18 protein-coding genes, 1 tRNA gene and 1 pseudogene are annotated in these 16,525 nt (G+C 65.8%); 9 read left to right on the forward strand and 11 right to left on the reverse strand.

The genetic code is table 11. From position 1 onward, the window contains the following. The first annotated feature begins 224 nt into the window (after positions 1 to 224). The 3 genes from AWB95_RS19770 (at position 225) to AWB95_RS19780 (ending at position 4,318) form a co-directional block, all read left to right on the forward strand. Positions 225 to 653, forward strand: a complete 429-nt coding sequence (locus AWB95_RS19770; protein WP_062538236.1) for an MmpS family transport accessory protein — start codon at positions 225 to 227, stop codon at positions 651 to 653. Beyond that, positions 650 to 3,562 carry an MMPL/RND family transporter gene (locus AWB95_RS19775; RefSeq protein ID WP_062538237.1) on the forward strand — a complete coding sequence of 971 codons (2,913 nt, stop codon included), beginning with the start codon at positions 650 to 652 and terminating at the stop codon, positions 3,560 to 3,562. Before AWB95_RS19770 ends, AWB95_RS19775 begins: the two co-directional genes overlap by 4 nt. 72 nt (positions 3,563 to 3,634) lie before the next feature. After that, a complete protein-coding gene (locus AWB95_RS19780) occupies positions 3,635 to 4,318 on the forward strand; it encodes a TetR/AcrR family transcriptional regulator (protein ID WP_099539646.1) in 684 nt (227 codons plus the stop codon). Between the two features lie 7 nt (positions 4,319 to 4,325). Here AWB95_RS19780 and AWB95_RS19785 read toward each other — a convergent pair whose 3' ends face one another. Further along, the gene (locus AWB95_RS19785) at positions 4,326 to 4,784 is read right to left on the reverse strand and encodes a DUF5078 domain-containing protein (RefSeq protein WP_062538239.1); all 459 of its coding nucleotides are present in this window, start codon (positions 4,782 to 4,784) and stop codon (positions 4,326 to 4,328) included. A gap of 130 nt (positions 4,785 to 4,914) precedes the next feature. On the opposite strand from AWB95_RS19785, the gene AWB95_RS19790 reads away from it, so the two are divergent. Continuing rightward, positions 4,915 to 5,541, forward strand: a complete 627-nt coding sequence (locus AWB95_RS19790) for a cutinase family protein (protein ID WP_084706884.1) — start codon at positions 4,915 to 4,917, stop codon at positions 5,539 to 5,541. Continuing rightward, positions 5,538 to 6,392, forward strand: coding sequence for a phytanoyl-CoA dioxygenase family protein (locus AWB95_RS19795; protein ID WP_062538240.1), 855 nt, complete (start codon positions 5,538 to 5,540; stop codon positions 6,390 to 6,392). Before AWB95_RS19790 ends, AWB95_RS19795 begins: the two co-directional genes overlap by 4 nt. On the opposite strand, the gene AWB95_RS19800 is transcribed toward AWB95_RS19795, so the two are convergent. Both AWB95_RS19800 and ligD read right to left on the reverse strand, forming a co-directional pair. Next, positions 6,378 to 6,548 (reverse strand): hypothetical protein, encoded by a 171-nt coding sequence (locus AWB95_RS19800; protein ID WP_232315443.1) that lies wholly within the window; start codon positions 6,546 to 6,548, stop codon positions 6,378 to 6,380. The genes AWB95_RS19795 and AWB95_RS19800 overlap by 15 nt on opposite strands. Before the next feature lie 227 nt (positions 6,549 to 6,775). Further along, positions 6,776 to 7,801, reverse strand: a complete 1,026-nt coding sequence (gene ligD, locus AWB95_RS19805) for a non-homologous end-joining DNA ligase (RefSeq protein ID WP_062538241.1) — start codon at positions 7,799 to 7,801, stop codon at positions 6,776 to 6,778. A gap of 24 nt (positions 7,802 to 7,825) precedes the next feature. Between ligD and AWB95_RS19810 the strand changes: the two genes are divergently transcribed. Continuing rightward, on the forward strand, positions 7,826 to 8,896 hold the full coding sequence (locus AWB95_RS19810) for an ATP-dependent DNA ligase (RefSeq protein ID WP_062538242.1): 1,071 nt from the start codon (positions 7,826 to 7,828) through the stop codon (positions 8,894 to 8,896). An 89-nt stretch (positions 8,897 to 8,985) separates the two neighbouring features. Here AWB95_RS19810 and AWB95_RS23105 read toward each other — a convergent pair. After that, a pseudogene (locus AWB95_RS23105) lies at positions 8,986 to 9,111 on the reverse strand (nitronate monooxygenase); the annotation flags it as partial. 54 nt (positions 9,112 to 9,165) lie between these two features. On the opposite strand from AWB95_RS23105, the gene AWB95_RS19815 reads away from it, so the two are divergent. Continuing rightward, positions 9,166 to 9,534, forward strand: coding sequence for a hypothetical protein (locus AWB95_RS19815; protein WP_062538243.1), 369 nt, complete (start codon positions 9,166 to 9,168; stop codon positions 9,532 to 9,534). Between the two features lie 74 nt (positions 9,535 to 9,608). Here AWB95_RS19815 and AWB95_RS19820 read toward each other — a convergent pair whose 3' ends face one another. The 4 genes from AWB95_RS19820 to AWB95_RS19835 all read right to left on the reverse strand — a co-directional run bounded on the left by AWB95_RS19820 (position 9,609) and on the right by AWB95_RS19835 (position 13,769). Then, a complete protein-coding gene (locus AWB95_RS19820) occupies positions 9,609 to 10,514 on the reverse strand; it encodes a haloalkane dehalogenase (protein ID WP_062538244.1) in 906 nt (301 codons plus the stop codon). A gap of 21 nt (positions 10,515 to 10,535) precedes the next feature. Continuing rightward, positions 10,536 to 11,000 carry an NUDIX hydrolase gene (locus AWB95_RS19825; RefSeq protein ID WP_085168549.1) on the reverse strand — a complete coding sequence of 155 codons (465 nt, stop codon included), beginning with the start codon at positions 10,998 to 11,000 and terminating at the stop codon, positions 10,536 to 10,538. A gap of 5 nt (positions 11,001 to 11,005) precedes the next feature. Continuing rightward, positions 11,006 to 12,364 carry a WS/DGAT/MGAT family O-acyltransferase gene (locus AWB95_RS19830; protein WP_062538245.1) on the reverse strand — a complete coding sequence of 453 codons (1,359 nt, stop codon included), beginning with the start codon at positions 12,362 to 12,364 and terminating at the stop codon, positions 11,006 to 11,008. A gap of 67 nt (positions 12,365 to 12,431) precedes the next feature. Next, positions 12,432 to 13,769, reverse strand: coding sequence for a DUF7159 family protein (locus AWB95_RS19835; RefSeq protein WP_085168550.1), 1,338 nt, complete (start codon positions 13,767 to 13,769; stop codon positions 12,432 to 12,434). 91 nt (positions 13,770 to 13,860) lie between these two features. Here AWB95_RS19835 and AWB95_RS19840 point away from each other — a divergent pair, with 91 nt between their 5' ends. Together AWB95_RS19840 and AWB95_RS19845 are read left to right on the forward strand one after the other, a co-directional pair. Beyond that, on the forward strand, positions 13,861 to 14,610 hold the full coding sequence (locus AWB95_RS19840) for an Rv3717 family N-acetylmuramoyl-L-alanine amidase (RefSeq protein WP_062538197.1): 750 nt from the start codon (positions 13,861 to 13,863) through the stop codon (positions 14,608 to 14,610). A gap of 11 nt (positions 14,611 to 14,621) precedes the next feature. Further along, positions 14,622 to 15,353 (forward strand): serine hydrolase, encoded by a 732-nt coding sequence (locus tag AWB95_RS19845; protein WP_062538196.1) that lies wholly within the window; start codon positions 14,622 to 14,624, stop codon positions 15,351 to 15,353. Positions 15,354 to 15,400: 47 nt separating this feature from the next. Here the strand turns inward: AWB95_RS19845 and AWB95_RS19850 are convergent. From AWB95_RS19850 to AWB95_RS19860, 3 genes are all read right to left on the reverse strand, one after another. Continuing rightward, a tRNA-Ser gene (locus AWB95_RS19850) sits at positions 15,401 to 15,491 on the reverse strand. Between the two features lie 29 nt (positions 15,492 to 15,520). Then, a complete protein-coding gene (locus AWB95_RS19855; RefSeq protein WP_085168551.1) occupies positions 15,521 to 15,979 on the reverse strand; it encodes a nucleoside deaminase in 459 nt (152 codons plus the stop codon). After that, positions 15,976 to 16,488 (reverse strand): tRNA adenosine deaminase-associated protein, encoded by a 513-nt coding sequence (locus tag AWB95_RS19860; RefSeq protein WP_062538390.1) that lies wholly within the window; start codon positions 16,486 to 16,488, stop codon positions 15,976 to 15,978. The genes AWB95_RS19855 and AWB95_RS19860 overlap by 4 nt, the downstream gene beginning before the upstream one ends. Between the last annotated feature and the right edge of the window lie 37 nt (positions 16,489 to 16,525).

The following is a 16,525-nucleotide window of genomic DNA, read 5'->3' on the forward strand; positions in this document are numbered from 1 at the left end:
ACCGCTCATCCGCTCGCCGCGTTTCCCATCGGCGCCACCAATTCGACTGCTCCACCAGCGCATCGAATCGCCTCCCTACCCGGTTTCCGTGTATCGCAACTTCCGATTAGAGTAGCTAAGGTTACACACAAGCTAATTAGTTGAGCTTCTTCGCCCCCGCTAAGGATGGAAGCAGGCATGACACTGTCCGAACCGTTGCGCACCCGAGGGTAACGAGGTTATCGATGTATGCGCTTCTCAAACGCACCTGGATGCCGCTGGTTGTCATAGCGGTTGTCGCCGTCGGCGTGTTCGCGGTGTATCGGGTGCACGGGTACTTCGGCGCGGGCAATGCGGGCGGCAATTCCGTCAAGTACGAAGACACCAAGCCGTTCAACCCCAAAGTGGTGATCTACGAGATCTGGGGCCAGAACGGCGCAATGGCCGACATCAACTACCTGGACCTCAACGCCACACCGCAGCGCGTCGATGGTGCGTCGTTGCCGTGGTCGCTGAAGTTGTCGACCACCGACCCCGCGGTGAGCCCCAACATCGTGGCTCAGGGCGACGGCGACACGATCGGCTGCCGCATCAGCGTCGACGGCGTCGTCAAAGACGAAAGGATCTCCAACGGCGTGAACGCCCAGACCTTCTGCTTGGTGAAATCCGGATGAGCACCTACCCCCCGAGCGACGCACCCACCGACGTCATGCCGGTGCCCGTCGAGGCGGTCCGCGAGCGGCTGCCGCGCTGGATTCGCCGACTGGCGGTACCGATCATCCTCGCCTGGGTGGCGGTCACGGTCATCTTGAATGTCGTTGTCCCGCAACTGGATGTGGTCGGCCAGATGCGCACGGTGTCGATGAGCCCGAAAGACGCGCCGTCGATGATCGCGATGAAGCGCGTCGGTCAGGTGTTCCACGAATTCAAGTCCGACAGCTCGGCCATGATCGTGCTGGAGGGCGACCAACCGCTCGGCGACGCGGCGCACAACTACTACAACGACCTGATCAAGAAGTTCCGGGCGGACACCAAGCACGTCGAGAACGTCCAGGACTTCTGGAGCGACCCGCTGACCGCGGCCGGATCGCAAAGCCCCGACGGCAAAGCCGCCTACGTCCAGGTGTATCTCGCGGGTAACCAGGGCGAGAGTCTGGCCAACGAGTCGGTCGAGGCGGTCCAGGACATCCTCAAGCACAACCCGCCTCCGCCCGGCATCCACGTCTACGCAACCGGAGCGGCCCCGCTTCTGGCCGATCAACACCTCGCCGGCGACCGCAGCCTCAAGCTCATCACCGGGCTCACCTTCCTGGTGATCATCGTCATGCTGCTGTTCGTCTACCGGTCGGTCATCACGGTGCTGCTGGTGATGACGATGGTCTTTTTGGAGCTCGCCGCCGCCCGCGGTGTGGTCGCATTCCTCGGCTACCACAACATCATTGGGCTCTCGACGTTCGCGGTTAACCTGCTGGTGATGCTGGCCATCGCCGCCGCGACGGACTATGCGATCTTCTTGTTCGGCCGATATCAGGAGGCCCGCACCAACGGCGAGGATCGCGAGTCGGCGTTCTACACGATGTACCGCGGGACAGGCCACGTGATCCTCGGTTCGGGCCTGACGATCGCCGGCGCAACATTCTGCCTGCGCTTCACCCGGTTGCCGTACTTCCAGACCCTCGGTGTCCCGCTGGCGATCGGCATGCTCGTCGTGGTGTTCGCCGCGCTGACGCTGGGAGCCGGCGTCGTGGCGGTGGCAAGTCACTTCGGTCTCCTCGAGCCGCGACGCGCGATGCGGATCCGCGGCTGGCGAAAGATCGGCGCGGCGGTCGTGCGCTGGCCGGGGCCCGTCCTGGCCGCCACGGTGGCGATTGCGCTGGTGGGCCTGATCACTCTGCCCAGTTACCGACCCGGCTACGACAACCGCAATTACATGCCGTCCGACATTCCGGCCAACGTGGGATATGCCGCCGCGGACCGGCACTTTTCCCAGGCGCGGATGAACCCGGAATTGCTGCTCATCGAAACCGACCACGATATGCGTAATCCGGCCGATTTCCTGGTGATCGACAAGGTGGCCAAGGCGGTCTTCCGGACGTCCGGCATCGGGCGTGTGCAGGCGATCACCCGGCCGCAGGGCACTCCGATCAATCACTCGACCATCCCGTTCCAGATCAGCATGCAGGGCACCACCCAGCAACTGAACATGAAATACATGCTGGACCGCATGGACGACATGCTGGTGCAGGCCGACGAAATGCAGAAGACCATCAACAACATGGAAAAGATGCTCGACATCACCAGGCAGATGGCCGACACCACGCACAGCATGGTCGGCAAGATGCACGAGATGGAGGGCCACATCCAGGATCTGCGGCAAAACATGGCGGATTTCGAAGACATGTGGCGGCCGATCCGCAGCTACTTCTACTGGGAGAAGCACTGCTTCGACATCCCCATCTGCTGGTCACTGCGGTCGGTTTTCGACGCACTCGACGGCGTCGACATCATGACCGACGACATCCAGAATCTGATGCCCGACATGGACCGGCTGGATACCTTGATGCCGCAGATGCTGACGATCATGCCGCCGATGATCGCCACTATGCAGACCATGAAGACCATGATGCTGACCATGCAGCAAACCATGGGCGGGCTGCAGCATCAGATGCAGGCGGCGATGGACAACCAGTCGGCAATGGGTCACGCGTTCGATGACGCCAAAAACGACGACTCGTTCTACCTGCCCCCGGAGGCCTTCGACAACCCCGATTTCAAGCGCGGCCTGAAGATGTTCCTCTCGCCCGATGGCCATGCGGTCCGGATGATCATCTCCCACGAAGGCGATCCCGCGTCGCCCGAAGGCATTTCGCACGTCGATCCGATCAAACACGCTGTGCACGAAGCGATTAAGGGCACCCCATTGGAGGGGTCCAAGGTCTACCTGGGTGGGACCGCAGCCATCTACAAGGACATGTCCACCGGCTCCATGTGGGACCTGCTCATCGCCGGAATAGCCTCGCTGTGCCTGATTTTCATCGTCATGCTGGTGATCACGCGAAGCATCATCGGTGCTGCTGTCATTGTCGGCACGGTGCTGCTGTCGCTGGGCAGCGCCTTCGGGCTGTCCGTGCTGATCTGGCAACACATCGTCGGGCTCGACGTGCACTGGATGGTGCTGGCGATGTCGGTCATCATCCTGCTGGCCGTCGGTTCGGACTACAACCTGCTGTTGGTGGCTCGGTTCAAGGAGGAAATCCATGCCGGGCTGAAAACCGGCATCATCCGGTCGATGGGCGGCAGTGGCTCCGTCGTCACCTCGGCGGGTCTGGTGTTCGCGTTCACCATGATGGCCATGGTGGTCAGCGACTTGCGTGTTATCGGGCAGGTCGGGACGACGATCGGGTTGGGTCTGCTGTTCGACACGTTGATCGTCCGGTCGTTCATGACGCCGGCGATCGCCGCGCTGCTGGGACGTTGGTTCTGGTGGCCGCAGAAGGTGCGTCCCCGGCCGGCCAGTGCCCTCCTGCGGCCGTACCCCCCGCGACCCGTGGTTCGCGAGTTGCTGACCACCGATGCGCGCTGACTGAACGGCGCGCTTAAGCGTGCCGTCGGGTCGAAGCTGCCATTTGCGCACTTCGCCCGCAAATCACACGGTGTGCGTTACCCTCTGGCCGTGGCGCAACTTACTTTTCAGCGCGCCCGGACCGAAGAGAAGAAACGCCAGCGCGCGGCGGCGCTTGTGGAGGCGGCTCGCTCGCTGGCACTGGAGGTCGGGGTCGCGTCGGTGACGTTGACCGAAATCGCCAGCCGCGCCGGGATCCACTATTCAGCGGTGCGCCGCTACTTCACGTCGCACAAGGAAGTGCTGCTGCACCTCGCCGCCGAAGGCTGGGTTCGGTGGTCGGACACCGTGTGTGACGGGCTGCGCCAGCCGGGTCCGATGTCGCCTTCACGAGTCGCCGAGACCTTGGCCAATGGGCTGGCGTCCGACCCGCTGTTTTGCGATCTGCTTGCCAACCTGCACCTTCATCTCGAGCATGAAGTGGATCTCGACCGGGTGATCGAGGTCAGGCGAGTCAGTACCGCCGCGATAACGTCGCTCGCGGATGCCATAGAGCAGGCACTGCCGACGTTGGGGCGCTCAGGTGCCCTTGACGTCCTGCTTGCCGCTTACTCACTGGCGGCCCCGCTGTGGCAGATCGCCCATCCTCCAGAGGGGCTCAGGGAGGCCTACACCGAGGAAGCAGACGTCCCGCCCGACTGGAACATAGACTTCGCGTCTTCGCTGACCCGGCTGCTCACCGCGACGTGTCTGGGGCTCATCGCCCAAGCAGAGTAGGGCTGGCTTACCAGTCCCACACCGACATGTCACCGGGCGGGTACTCCGCGCAGTGGTCGGTTTCCTTGGCGACGACGCCCTTGTTGTTGAAGAAGATCTTGAAGTTGTTGACCCAGTTGATCGTCATCGGGTCGCGAACACCGGGTTCGTAGAGGTGCTCCGAGTATTCCCTGCGCTCCGCGGGTGAGAGCGAGAAAAACCAGTGCGCCTTGTCTTGCACGGCCTGGTGGAAATTCTCGTGGTTGTGGTAGTCGTTCATGTACCGCTCGTAGTACACGGGAGCGTAATCCCTTGCCGCCGCAAGGATTTGCTCGGCGGTGCAGGTGGTGTTGATCATCCGCCGCGGGATCGGGTAGTCCTCGGTGGAGTCGGCGCGGGCGGTGCCGGCGAACGCTGTTGCCGCGGCGCCCAGGGCGAGGGCTGCGACACCGGCGCGGACACCAGGGCTCAGGCGAGAAAGACGCATGCGGCTACTATAACGCTCTTGTCACGGCCATGGTTAGTCGTTCTTACGATTGGTTATCCCGGTCGGCATGCCAAGCATCTCGCACCCCCATCCGCCGTGGCGACCACCGGCGATATGTGAGCATTTAGCAATGAGAGTCACGCGCATCCTCGGGTCCGTGGTGGCGCTGACGGGATGGGCCGCCGGCATCGCCATTCCCTCCGCTTCTGCCGACCCGCCGTGCCCCGACGTCGAGGTCGTGTTCGCCCGCGGCACTGGCGAACCACCCGGGCCCGGCGGGGTCGGGCAGGCGTTCGTCGACTCGCTGAGTTCGCACCTTCCCGAGCGGTCAGTCGCGGTGTATCCGGTCAACTATCCGGCGACCCCGAACTACGCCGAGAGCGCCGCAGAGGGTGCCGACGATGCAAGCGCTCACGTTCGCGAGACGGTGGCCGCCTGCCCGAACACGAAGACGGTGCTCGGCGGATATTCGCAGGGCGCCGGAGTCGCCAGTTCGGCCACCGGGAAGCTGCCGCCGCCGGAGGCCGACCATGTGGCTGCGGTTGTCCTTTTCGGCCGCCCGGCCAGCACATACGCGAGCAACTCGTGGGGCGGTCCGCTGCCGGTGATCAGCCCTGCCTATCAGCCGAAGACGATGGACTTCTGCGTTCCCGACGATTCCATCTGCTCCGAGGGCAACAACCCGATCGCGCACGTATCCTACGTGGGGTCGGACCTGATCGATCAGGCCGCGGTATTTGCTGCGGAGCGACTATGACCAACGACGACCAGTCCGCCACCACGCTAGAGGACCTTCGGGGCGATCTGGCTCAGCGGTACAAGTGGACACCCACCGGCGGGAGCTCGGTCGACCCCGCCGTCGTCGACGCCGACTGGGCGACCCTGGACCGCGACGGCTACGTCGTGTGGGAAAACCTGCTCAGCGCCGAGGAATGCGAAACGATCCGCGAGGTTGTCCGCCCCTGGCTGGGGCATGCCGGGCGCAACTCGTTCGAGGGCCGGCGCACCCAGCGCATCTACAGCCTGCTCAGCAGGACGCGGGTCTGCGACCGGCTTGTCGACCATCCACGGGTGTTGGCGGTTCTCGACCGGTTACTGATGCCCAACTACCTGCTTTCGGCGTTGCAGGCCATCAATATTCAGCATGGTGAGTCCGCCCAGCTGCTCCACCACGACGACGGCTTCTATCCCGTTCCGCGGCCACGGGCACCGTTGGCTGCCGCGACGATCTGGGCCATCGACGACTTCACCGCCGACAACGGCGCCACCGTGCTGGTCCCCGGCAGCCACCGCTGGGGCAAGCGCCGGCCCGGCCCCGACGACCCGCTGCTGCCGGTCGTGATGCCGGCCGGCTCGTGCGTGTTCTTCGTCGGCACCCTGTGGCACGGCGGCGGCGCCAACACCAGCAGCCGCGACCGCCTTGCGATCACCGCCCAGTACTGCCAGCCGTGGCTGCGGCCGATGGAGGCCTACCTGCTCTCGGTCCCGCGCGAGATCGCCCGAACGGTCTCCGACGACATTCGCCGCATGCTCGGCTACAGCATCCACCCGCCGTTCATCGGCGCGGTCGACGGCCTGCATCCGCTGCGGGTGTTAGACGAGCCGTAACCAGCGGAACCGGCCGTGCAGCAGTTGCTTGGGCACCCCGAGGACCTTGCCGATCTCGCTCCAGGACAGTCCGGCGGCGCGGCCGGCCAGGACTGCTTGCTCGTAGCGGGCGCGCGCACGTTGCAGATCGTCGCGGGCATCGGCTAGCTCACGCACGCCGGCACCGCTGAGAATGTCGCGACCACGGCATCAGGCGCAGTCGGCGGCAATGGGTCCCGTCGGTCAAGCTCCCGCTCGAACTCCGGCAAGGGTACGGCGGCGGATCTCGGTCAGCTTGGAGTCGCCTGCCCACCACGGCTTGTCCGTGGCCATACCACTACTCCCTCCACGGCCGTCATCATTTGATGACGCCTCCCGGAAGTATGCGTCGAGCCTCCGACAAGCTAAGACTTTCGATCCGTGTCCTTACTCGGCTGAACCCTTTTCGGCTCGCCCGGCATCTTCGGATAGTTCGGCGGGTAGGGCAGGTCGCCGAGCCCGCGCTCCTCGTCGGCAGCGACCATGTCCAGCAGCGGCGCGATCGACTGCTTCGCCGAATCGATGTCCGCCCACGGATCATCGCGTCCCGCAACGAAATCCGGCACCGTCGCGATCGTGTAGTCGTCGGGATCCGCGCCGGCGAGCTCATCCCACGTCAGCGGCGTGGACACCGTCGCGATCGGCGTCTTGCGCGCCGAGTACGCCGAGGCGAAGGTGCGGTCGCGCGCGTTCTGGTTGAAGTCGATGAACACCCGTTGGCCGCGTTCCTCTTTCCACCACGACGTCGTCACCGCATCGGGTGCGCGCCGCTCCACCTCGCGCGCCAGCGCGATCCCGGCCCGGCGCACGGCGATGAAGTCCCAGTCCGTCGCGATCCGCAGGAACACATGCACGCCACGTCCGCCCGAGGTTTTCGGGTAGCCCACCAGACCCAGTTCGTCGAGCAGCGGCTTGAGTACGTCGACCGCGACGGCGCTGGCCTCCTGAAAACCGGTGCCCGGTTGCGGATCCAGGTCGATACGCAACTCATCGGGGTGCTCGGTGTCCGGGCAGCGCACCTGCCAGGGGTGCAGTGTGATCGTGCCCATCTGAGCGGCCCACACGATCGACGACGGATGCGTCACCTTGAGCGCGTCGGCGGTCCGTCCGGACGGAAACGTGACGCGGCAGGTCTGCAGGTAGTCGGGGTGGTGCTGCGGGATGCGCTTCTGGTAGATCTCCTCGCCGTCGATGCCGTCGGGAAACCGCTGCAGATGAGTGGGGCGGTCGCGCAGTGCGGACAGCATCGGCCCACGCCCCACCGCCAGGTAATACTCGACGAGTTTGCGTTTGGTGCCGGCTGAGCCCAGCTTCGGGTAGTACACCTTGTCCGGGTTGGTCAACCGGACCGTCACCCCGTCGACGTCAAGTTCTTCTGCGGGCGTTGCCATACCTGATTCCAGCACAATGAGTCCATGGACCTGCCTGTCATGCCGCCGGTTTCGCCGATGCTGGCCAAACCGGTCGCGTCGATCCCGCCCGACGCGTCCTACGAGCCCAAGTGGGACGGGTTCAGGTCGATATGCTTCCGCGACGGCGACGACGTCGAGCTCGGCAGCCGCAACGAACGGCCGATGACCCGCTACTTCCCCGAGCTCGTCGCGGCAATCAAAGCCGAGCTGCCCGAGCGGTGTGTGATCGACGGGGAGATCATCGTCGCCACCGACCATGGATTGGATTTCGAGGCGCTGCAACAGCGCATCCATCCCGCCGATTCGCGGGTGCGCATGCTCGCCGAGAAGACACCGGCGTCGTTCATCGCCTTCGACGTGCTCGCTCTCGGCGACGACGACTACACCGGCCGGCCATTCCACGAGCGTCGCGCCGCACTCGTCGACGCGTTGGCCGACTCCGGCCCGTCGATCCACCTGACACCCGCGACCACCGACCTGGAAACCGCCCGGCGCTGGTTCGACGAATTCGAAGGTGCAGGCCTCGACGGGCTCATCGCCAAACCGCTGAGCATCACCTACCAGCCGGACAAACGGGTGATGTTCAAGATCAAACACGAGCGGACCGCCGACTGCGTGGTCGCCGGCTATCGCGTACACAAGTCCGGCGGCGACGCGATCGGCTCGCTGCTGCTCGGCCTCTACAAGGACGACGGCACCCTTGCGTCCGTCGGCGTCATCGGCGCCTTCACGATGGCCGAACGACGGCGCTTGTTCACCGAGTTGCAGCCGCTCGTCACCACATTCGACGGCCACCCGTGGAACTGGGCCGCCCACGAAGCGGGCCAACGCACGCCACGCAAGAACGAGTTTTCCCGCTGGAACGCGGGTAAGGACCTCTCGTTCGTACCGCTGAGACCCGAACGCGTGGTCGAGGTGCGCTACGACTACATGGAAGGCGAAAGATTCCGCCACACAGCACAATTCAAGCGTTGGCGTCCCGACCGCGACCCGCGTTCGTGCACCTATGCCCAACTCGAGCGTCCGCTGACGTTCAGGCTGGGCGACATCGTGCCGGGCCTAGGTCGATTCTGAACCCCGTGTCAGCGCCATCGTGGCCTGCTGGGCCATGCCGGTAACCACGTCCGCGGCCGATACGGCGGCGTTGACCAAGCCGCAAGCGGTTGCGCCAACGACCAGGTGATGAATCCGCAGCCGACGCGGAACCCCGCGGCAAGGTCGAACTGGCGGGCCGGCCAATCCTCGTTGCCGTAGCCGCCGCCGATCAGGCCGAGTCCCCCCGCGCCGCTACCGCTTCGGCAACCACGTGTTTATCCTGCACCGCGATCGGGCACGCGACGCATATGTCTGTGACAGCGTTTCATGACCTGCCGTTGGCCGACCGTGACCGCAAATGGGACGGCGACGCCGCCGAGAAGCGCGTCCGTAAGTGGGCCGACGCGCAGGACAAACCGAACAAGAAATACCGCGACGCCCATGTTTGGTACGACAGCGCCAACAAGGACAACTTCACCGCGTACAAGCTGCTGATCGCCGACGTGATCGACGGCAAGCTCAAGGCGGTGCCGCGCGGGGTGATGATCGCCGGCGCGATCATGGACGGCGCACGCGGCGGTATCGACCTGCCCAAGAGCGACATCGATCGGGTCAAGAGCCATCTGGCCAAGTACTACAAGAAGATGGGCGAAAACCCGCCCTGGGAGCGCAATTAATCTAGATCGTCGAGCGGCCACTTATGACACGCAAAAGCGCGAAAAGTGTGTGATAACTGGCCATTCGGCGCGGGTTAGCAGCGCAGGAACTCGACGATGTAGCCGGCCAGCTCTTCGCCGGCGTCCTCCTGGAGGAAGTGCCCGGCGTCGTTCACCACCGGATGGTCGATGCCCTGGGCGCCGCGCATCTGGCGCTGGAAGATCGGGGCCATCGCGCCGGTGATCGGGTCGCCGTCGCTGAAGGCCACCAGCATCGGGGTCGGGCTTTCGCACAGCTTGGCCCACGCCGCCCGGTTGGCCGGTGCGGCGGGGTCATCTGGCGACGTCGGGACCAGGCCCGGCATGGCCCGCGGTCCTGCACAATACGAATCGTCGGGGAACGGCGCGTCGTACGCCGCCCGCACCGCGTCGCTCATCGGGCGGCGACACCCCGCCGCCACGAATCGTCCGATGTCCAGCGTCGGCAGGCCCTGGATTGCATTGCGGAACTGCCACCAGATGTCGGGCATCGGAGTGTCGCCGGTCGGCAGGCCGGTGTTGGCGACGACGATCCGGCTGAACCGGTCCGGATGTTCGGCGGCCAGCCGCAGCCCGATCAGCCCGCCCCAGTCCTGGCCGACCAGCGTCACCCGCTGCAGATCCAGCTCGTCGAAAACCAGGCTGCGCACCCACTCGACGTGACGTGCGTAGGTGTGGTCTTCGCGTCGGGTCGGCTTGTCGGAGCGGCCGAAACCGACCAGGTCCGGGCAGACGACCCGATGCCCCGCGCCGGCCAGTACCGGGATCATCTTGCGGTACAGGAAGGACCACGAGGGCTCGCCGTGCAGCATGAGTACCGGGTCGGCGTCGTCAGGGCCGTCTTGCACCCAGGCCATCCGCAGCGTGCCACCCTCGTCGTCGGAGATATCGCAGTACCTAGGGGCATAAGGGAATTCGGGAAGCTCCGCGAACCGATCGTCGGGTGTTCGCAATGTTTGCATGAGGGTGAACATACCGCTAGTTCAGTCGGCTAGGGCCGACATCAGCTGGTCCAGGAACGGGCGTTGGCCTTTGAGCAGCTTGACCCTGGCCTGCGCCACCGGGAACCAGCCGACCCGATCAATCTCAGGGAATTCCTTGATGGTTCCGGAGCCTTTGGGCCATTCCAGTTCGAAGGTGTTGCTGTGCGCGTCGGTGATGTCGAGATCGCCTTCCACCGCGAACGCGGTGATGACCTTGCCGCTGGGCTGTTTGAGCGGATCGAAGTCGATGCGCGGCCCGGCCGGCACGGGCAGACCGAGTTCTTCTTCGAATTCGCGCTGCGCGACAACCCACGGAACTTCGCCGTCGCTGTACTCCCCTTTCGGGATCGACCACGCGCCGTCGTCCTTGCGGGCCCAGAACGGTCCGCCCGGATGCGCGATCAACACCTCGACGACCCCCTCGCGCACCCGATACAGCAGCAGCCCCGCACTCAGCTTGGGCATACGGATTACACCCCGACCGCGCGTTCCAAATCTTTGAGCGAGGTCTCCAGATGCCCGAGCAGCCGCTGCAGATGCGGAACGCTGCGCCGGCATCCGACCAGACCGAAGTCGAGGTTGCCGACGTTGTTGACCAGGGTGATGTTCAATGCCTGCCCGTCGAGCGGGATCGACAGCGGATAGTTACCGTCGAGCCGAGCGCCCCGCCAGTACATCGGCTGCGTCGGTCCGGGCACGTTGGAGATCACGATGTTGAACGGCGGCGGGGCCGTCGAGACGAAGCCAGGAACCACCGAGAGTGCCAACGGCGCCATCATGAATGCCGACAACGCCAGCGCCTGCAGTCGGGGCAGTTCGGAGAACACCCTCTTGTTGCGGCGCATCGACTCGCTGATCGTCCGCAGCCGGGCCGCCGGATCGTCGACGTCGGTGGCCAGATTACACAAGATGGTGCCGACCATGTTGCCGCCGCTGTCGGCCTCGTCCTCTTTGCGCAGGCTCACCGGAACCATTGCGACCAACGGCGTGTCCGGCAGCGCGTGCTGGTCGGTCAGGTAGTAGCGCAGCGCGCCGGCGCACATCGCCAGCACCGCGTCATTGACGGTCACGCCGGCAGCCCGCTTGACGCTCTTGATGCGCTCCAGCGAATACGACTGCGCTGCCACCCGGCGTGCGCCGCCGATGCGGACGTTGAGCATGGTGCGCGGCGCGGCGAACGGCAGCGTCAGTTGCTGTTCGAGCAGCGCGGCTCGGGCCAGCGACAAAGTCGAAGGGCCAAGGGCGGCAATGCCTTTGGTAGCCCGTGTCAGCATTTGCAGGCGGGAACCGCCGCCGGGCCGATGCCTGCGGGGCAGATTCCAGATTGCCCGGACCTCGGTGTCGTCGGGGTCGGTGGACAGCGCGCGCTGCATCAACTTCACCGCTGAGACGCCGTCGATGAGGGCGTGGTGGAACTTGGTGTAGAGAGCGAAGCGCCCGTCGTTGAGGCCCTCGACAAAATGCCCTTCCCACAGTGGGCGGTGGCGGTCCAGCAGGCTGCCGTGCAGCAGGGAGCTCATCTCGAGCAGGTCGCGGACCCGTCCTGGCGGGGGCAGCGCGGAGCGCCGCAGGTGGTAGTCGATGTCGATGTCGTCCTCGTCGTCGTAGGCCCAGCCGAGGTTGGCGATGCCGCCCAGCAGCCTGGCGGGACGCTTGCGAAATGTGGGCTGGAAATCTCGCTGCGCCACCAGCGATTCGTAGGTCTCCCGGGGAAACTCCGGTCCGGCACCCTCGGGCGGCTCGAACAATTGCAGACCCCCGACATGCATCGGATGCTCGCGGCTTTCGCCGATCAGGAATATCGAGTCGGTGGGCGTTATCAGCTCCATCAAACAATTAAACCGCGGCTGGCAAACACATCGCCTGGATCAATCAAATAGCAACTGGCCCAAGGGTCTACAGACCCGGTATTCCGGGGATACCCGGTAATCCCGGTACGTGCGGCCCGCCGCCATGAGGAATGCCGGGAAGCCCAGGGCCAGGAATCTTTGGACCCGGAAGGTTCGGTCCCGGAATGCCCGGCCCCGGCAGCTGAGGCGCGGGGAGTTGAGGGGCCGGCAATGCCGGCGGCGGCGGAAGCGCCGGCGGGGGTGGCGGGGCTGCGGGCGCGGGCGCCGGAGCCGCCGGGGCCGGTGCGGGCGCCACGGGCGCCGGCGCAGGGGCTGGTGCTTTGGGTGGCGGGGCCGGCTGAGGTGGCGGCGCCTGTTTGGTTGGGACGACGACACTTTGGCCCAGATTGGGCCGCTGGTTGACATGCGGCCGGATATCGAGCGCAAGCGCAATCGCCAGTGCGGCGACACCGACGACGAAGATAGTCAGCACTCCCAGCGCCACCAGGAACGGCTTGCGCTCCGCGTGGTCGGCGTCGCTTTGGAAGTCGAGTTCGTCGGCGCCGTCGACGGGGTCGGCGCTATACGCGAGGGGCTGGCCGTCGTCGGCGGGCGGGGGGCCGGGCGCCAGACCGGCGGCCAGCGCCCTTTCCGGGTCGACGTGACCGGTGCCGGGATCTTGCGCGTAGGCCACCGCCGCGGTCGAGGACTCGAAGAGCGGTGCGTGCGCCGAGGCCAGCGCCGCGCCGCGGGCCAGCGCGGTCTCCGGTTCCTCGGCTGCGCTCACCGCGAGCGTGGTCGCGGCCTCCAGTTCCGACTTGATCATCCCGACGTCGACGCCCGAGCCCACCACGAACAGACCTTCCGGCCGCGACGGCAGTCCGTCAGCAGCCGAGGTCAGCGCGGTGATCCTGCCTACGGCCTCGGTGTCGTCGTCGGGCAAGACCTCGCGGCGCACGTCGGCGACGGATCCGTCGGCGGAGTCGACGACGGCCAACGTCGCGCTGTCCGGTTCGATGAACAGCAACCCGGTGTGCGCGTAGCCGAGCGCAGAGCCGACGGTCTGGGCCAGCGCGGCCGCGGCCAGGAACGCCGACACCAGCATGACGTTTTCGACCTTGCGGGCGGCCAGCATGTCGCGCAGCGCGCTCGCTTCGACGGGGTCGGTCCAGGTGACGCCGGTCGAGGCCAGCCGGTAGCCGCCCTCGGCCGCGCTTTCGCGGGTGCCGAGGATGGCCGCGATCACCTGGTCGGCGGCGCTGGTGGTTGGCGCGGTGTCGGCGTGTTCGTCCACCGGGACAGCGAAGTTTTCCTCTTCGACGGTGGCGCCGTCCGCGTTTTCGCCTTCCACCAGCACCATGCGGACGGTGGTGGGCGCCATCGACACCCCGAGCACGATGTCCACAGTTCCTCCAAGCGGTGAGCGGCCGCTGGCCCCCCTTTGACCCCGATGCTTTGACCCTACTCGCCGCGGCAATGGCTGCTACCCTTTCGCGATGCCGCGCGCCGTGGCAGTTGCCGCACTTGTCCTGGCAATTTGTTGCCAGGTTTCGACCGTCGAGGCTCCGGTCGCGGCGGCAGCCCCGACCATCTCTGGAATGACGGTCTTTCTCGACCCGGGCCACAACGGTGCGAACGACGCTTCGATTAACCGACAAGTCCCGAACGGCCGCGGAGGTACCAAGAATTGCGAAACGACGGGCGCTGCCACGAGCAATGGCTACGCGGAGCACAGCTTCAACTGGGACGTCGTCCAACGCATCAATGGCGCGCTGACCCAGATGGGCGTACGAACAGCGCTGTCACGCGACAACGACAGTGGACTCGCGCCGTGCATCGATCAACGCGCCGCGGCGGCAAACGCTATGCACCCGGACGCGATCGTCAGTATCCACGCCGACGGTGGGCCGCCGTCGGGCCACGGCTTCCACGTGAACTACTCGAGTCCACCGCTGAACGACGCGCAGGCTGGTCCAGCGATGCGGTTGGCGAGCACGATGCGCGACACGCTCGCCGCGTCAGGCCTGACGAGGTCCACCTACATCGGGTCGGACGGTCTGTATGGCCGAGCAGATCTCGCCGGGTTGAACCTTGCCCAATACCCAGCGGTGCTAGTCGAACTCGGCAACACGAAGAATCCGGCGGATGCCGCTGAGATGGAAAGCCCAGAGGGGCGGGCACGATATGCCGCCGCAGTTACGCAGGGGATAGTCACGTATCTCGGCGGGACGCAGGCGGCAAGCTAGGTCAACGCTTGATGTCACAAAGTTCGGCAACGCTGGCTGCGGATTTCGCGGATTTGGAAACGAAACTGCACGCGGTGGCCGGTGTAGCACTTAGTGCCGTGGGATCGGCGCAAGGACCAATGACGTTGGGACACTGGCAAAGTGGACCGGCCTGGTCGACGATGAAGGTTCCTCTCGCGATTGCTGCGCTACGGGAAGAGGACCCGCCGAAAGTAACCGATGCAATGAACACTGCTATCACGCAGTCTGACAATGCGGCAGCCGAATCGCTTTGGCAGAGCCTGGGAGATCCAGGCACCGCAGCGCGCAAGGTCGAAGCGGTACTGAGAGAGTGCGGCGACCCGACGGTAGTCCAGTCGCACAGGGTACGTCCCGAATTCACGGCATTCGGCCAAACACAGTGGCCGCTCGCTGAACAGGCTCGGTTCATCTCAACTGCCGTGTGCGACAACCGAAACGCACCGATCTTCGCACTGATGAACGACATCACGGCTGACCAGTGTTGGGGCATCGGCGTCATACCAGGTGCTCGATTCAAAGGTGGCTGGGGGCCGTCGCCGTCCGGTAATCACCTGGTACGGCAAATGGGATTACTCAACACACCGACCGGCACAACCGCGGTGGCGTTGGCCGCGCAACCCGTATCGGGATCGTTTGAGGAGGGCACGCAAGTTCTCACCGCGATCGCCGACTGGCTGGCCGCGCATCTGCGTGCCCTGCCCTCGGGCCAGTGTGGTCACTGAGTTCAACGCCGGCTGTTGCCGCCATGCAGGCCATGGCGAGAAAAATTTGGCGGTGGCGGAGGGATTTGAACCCTCGGACGGGGGTTACCCGTCACACGCTTTCGAGGCGTGCTCCTTAGGCCGCTCGGACACGCCACCGCCGGACAGCTTACCGAACGCGGGCCCGCTCACCCCAATCGCTGGCGGGCGAAGAAGTCCTCCAGCAGCGCCGCGCACTCGTCGGCCAGTACGCCGCCGCGTACCTCGGGCCGGTGGTTGAGACGCCGGTCACGCACCACGTCCCAAAGAGAGCCGACCGCGCCGGTCTTGGGCTCCCACGCCCCGAACACCAGCCGCGCCACCCGCGCCATGACCAGCGCGCCCGCGCACATCGTGCACGGCTCGACGGTGACGGCCAGCGTCGTACCTTCGAGCCGCCACCCGTCGCCGAGCACGCCGGCAGCGGCCCGCATCGCCAGGATTTCCGCGTGCGCCGTCGGGTCGCCGAGGGCCTCCCGGGCGTTCACCGCGCGGGCCAATTCTGTGCCGGTGGGTCCGATGATCACCGCACCCACCGGGACGTCGCGCGGCCCCGCGGTGGCGGCGACCGCCAGCGCGGCACGGATCAGGTCCGCGTCCTCGATCACCGACCGAGGCGATCGAGCACCGCCGATAGCTCCTCGGCGAAGCCCATCTCCCGCGCGATGCGACCCAGCTGCTCGTCGGCGTACAAGTCGGTCTCGTCGAGGATCACGCCCAGCACCGCCTCGGGCAGCCCGATGTCCGAGAGCAGCCCCAGGTCGCCCTCCTCGAACGGCTCGGCGTCCTCCAGGTCCTCCGGATCGATGTCCGCGTCGAGGTTCTCCAGCACCTCGGCCGCGATGTCGTAGTCGAGGGCCGCCGTGGCGTCCGAGAGAAGCATCCGGGTCCCCGACGGCCCCGGGCGCAGGATGACGAAGAACTCGTCGTCGACGTCCAGCAGCCCGAAAACGGCCCCGGCGCTGCGCAACTCGCGCAGCTCGGTCTCGGCTTCGGCCAGACTGGTCAGCGCCTTGCGGCGCATCGGAGCGCAGCGCCACTTGCCGTCTTCGCGCACGACGGCAACGCCGAAGCCGTCCGGCGTATCCGCCTGCGCAGAGGCCCGCTGTGGTCCCATGCGCGCAACGCTAGTCCCTGACGGTGCAGCTTGACCA

The sequence above is a fragment of the Mycobacterium celatum genome, assembly GCF_002101595.1.
Classification (GTDB): Bacteria; Actinomycetota; Actinomycetes; order Mycobacteriales; family Mycobacteriaceae; genus Mycobacterium; species Mycobacterium celatum.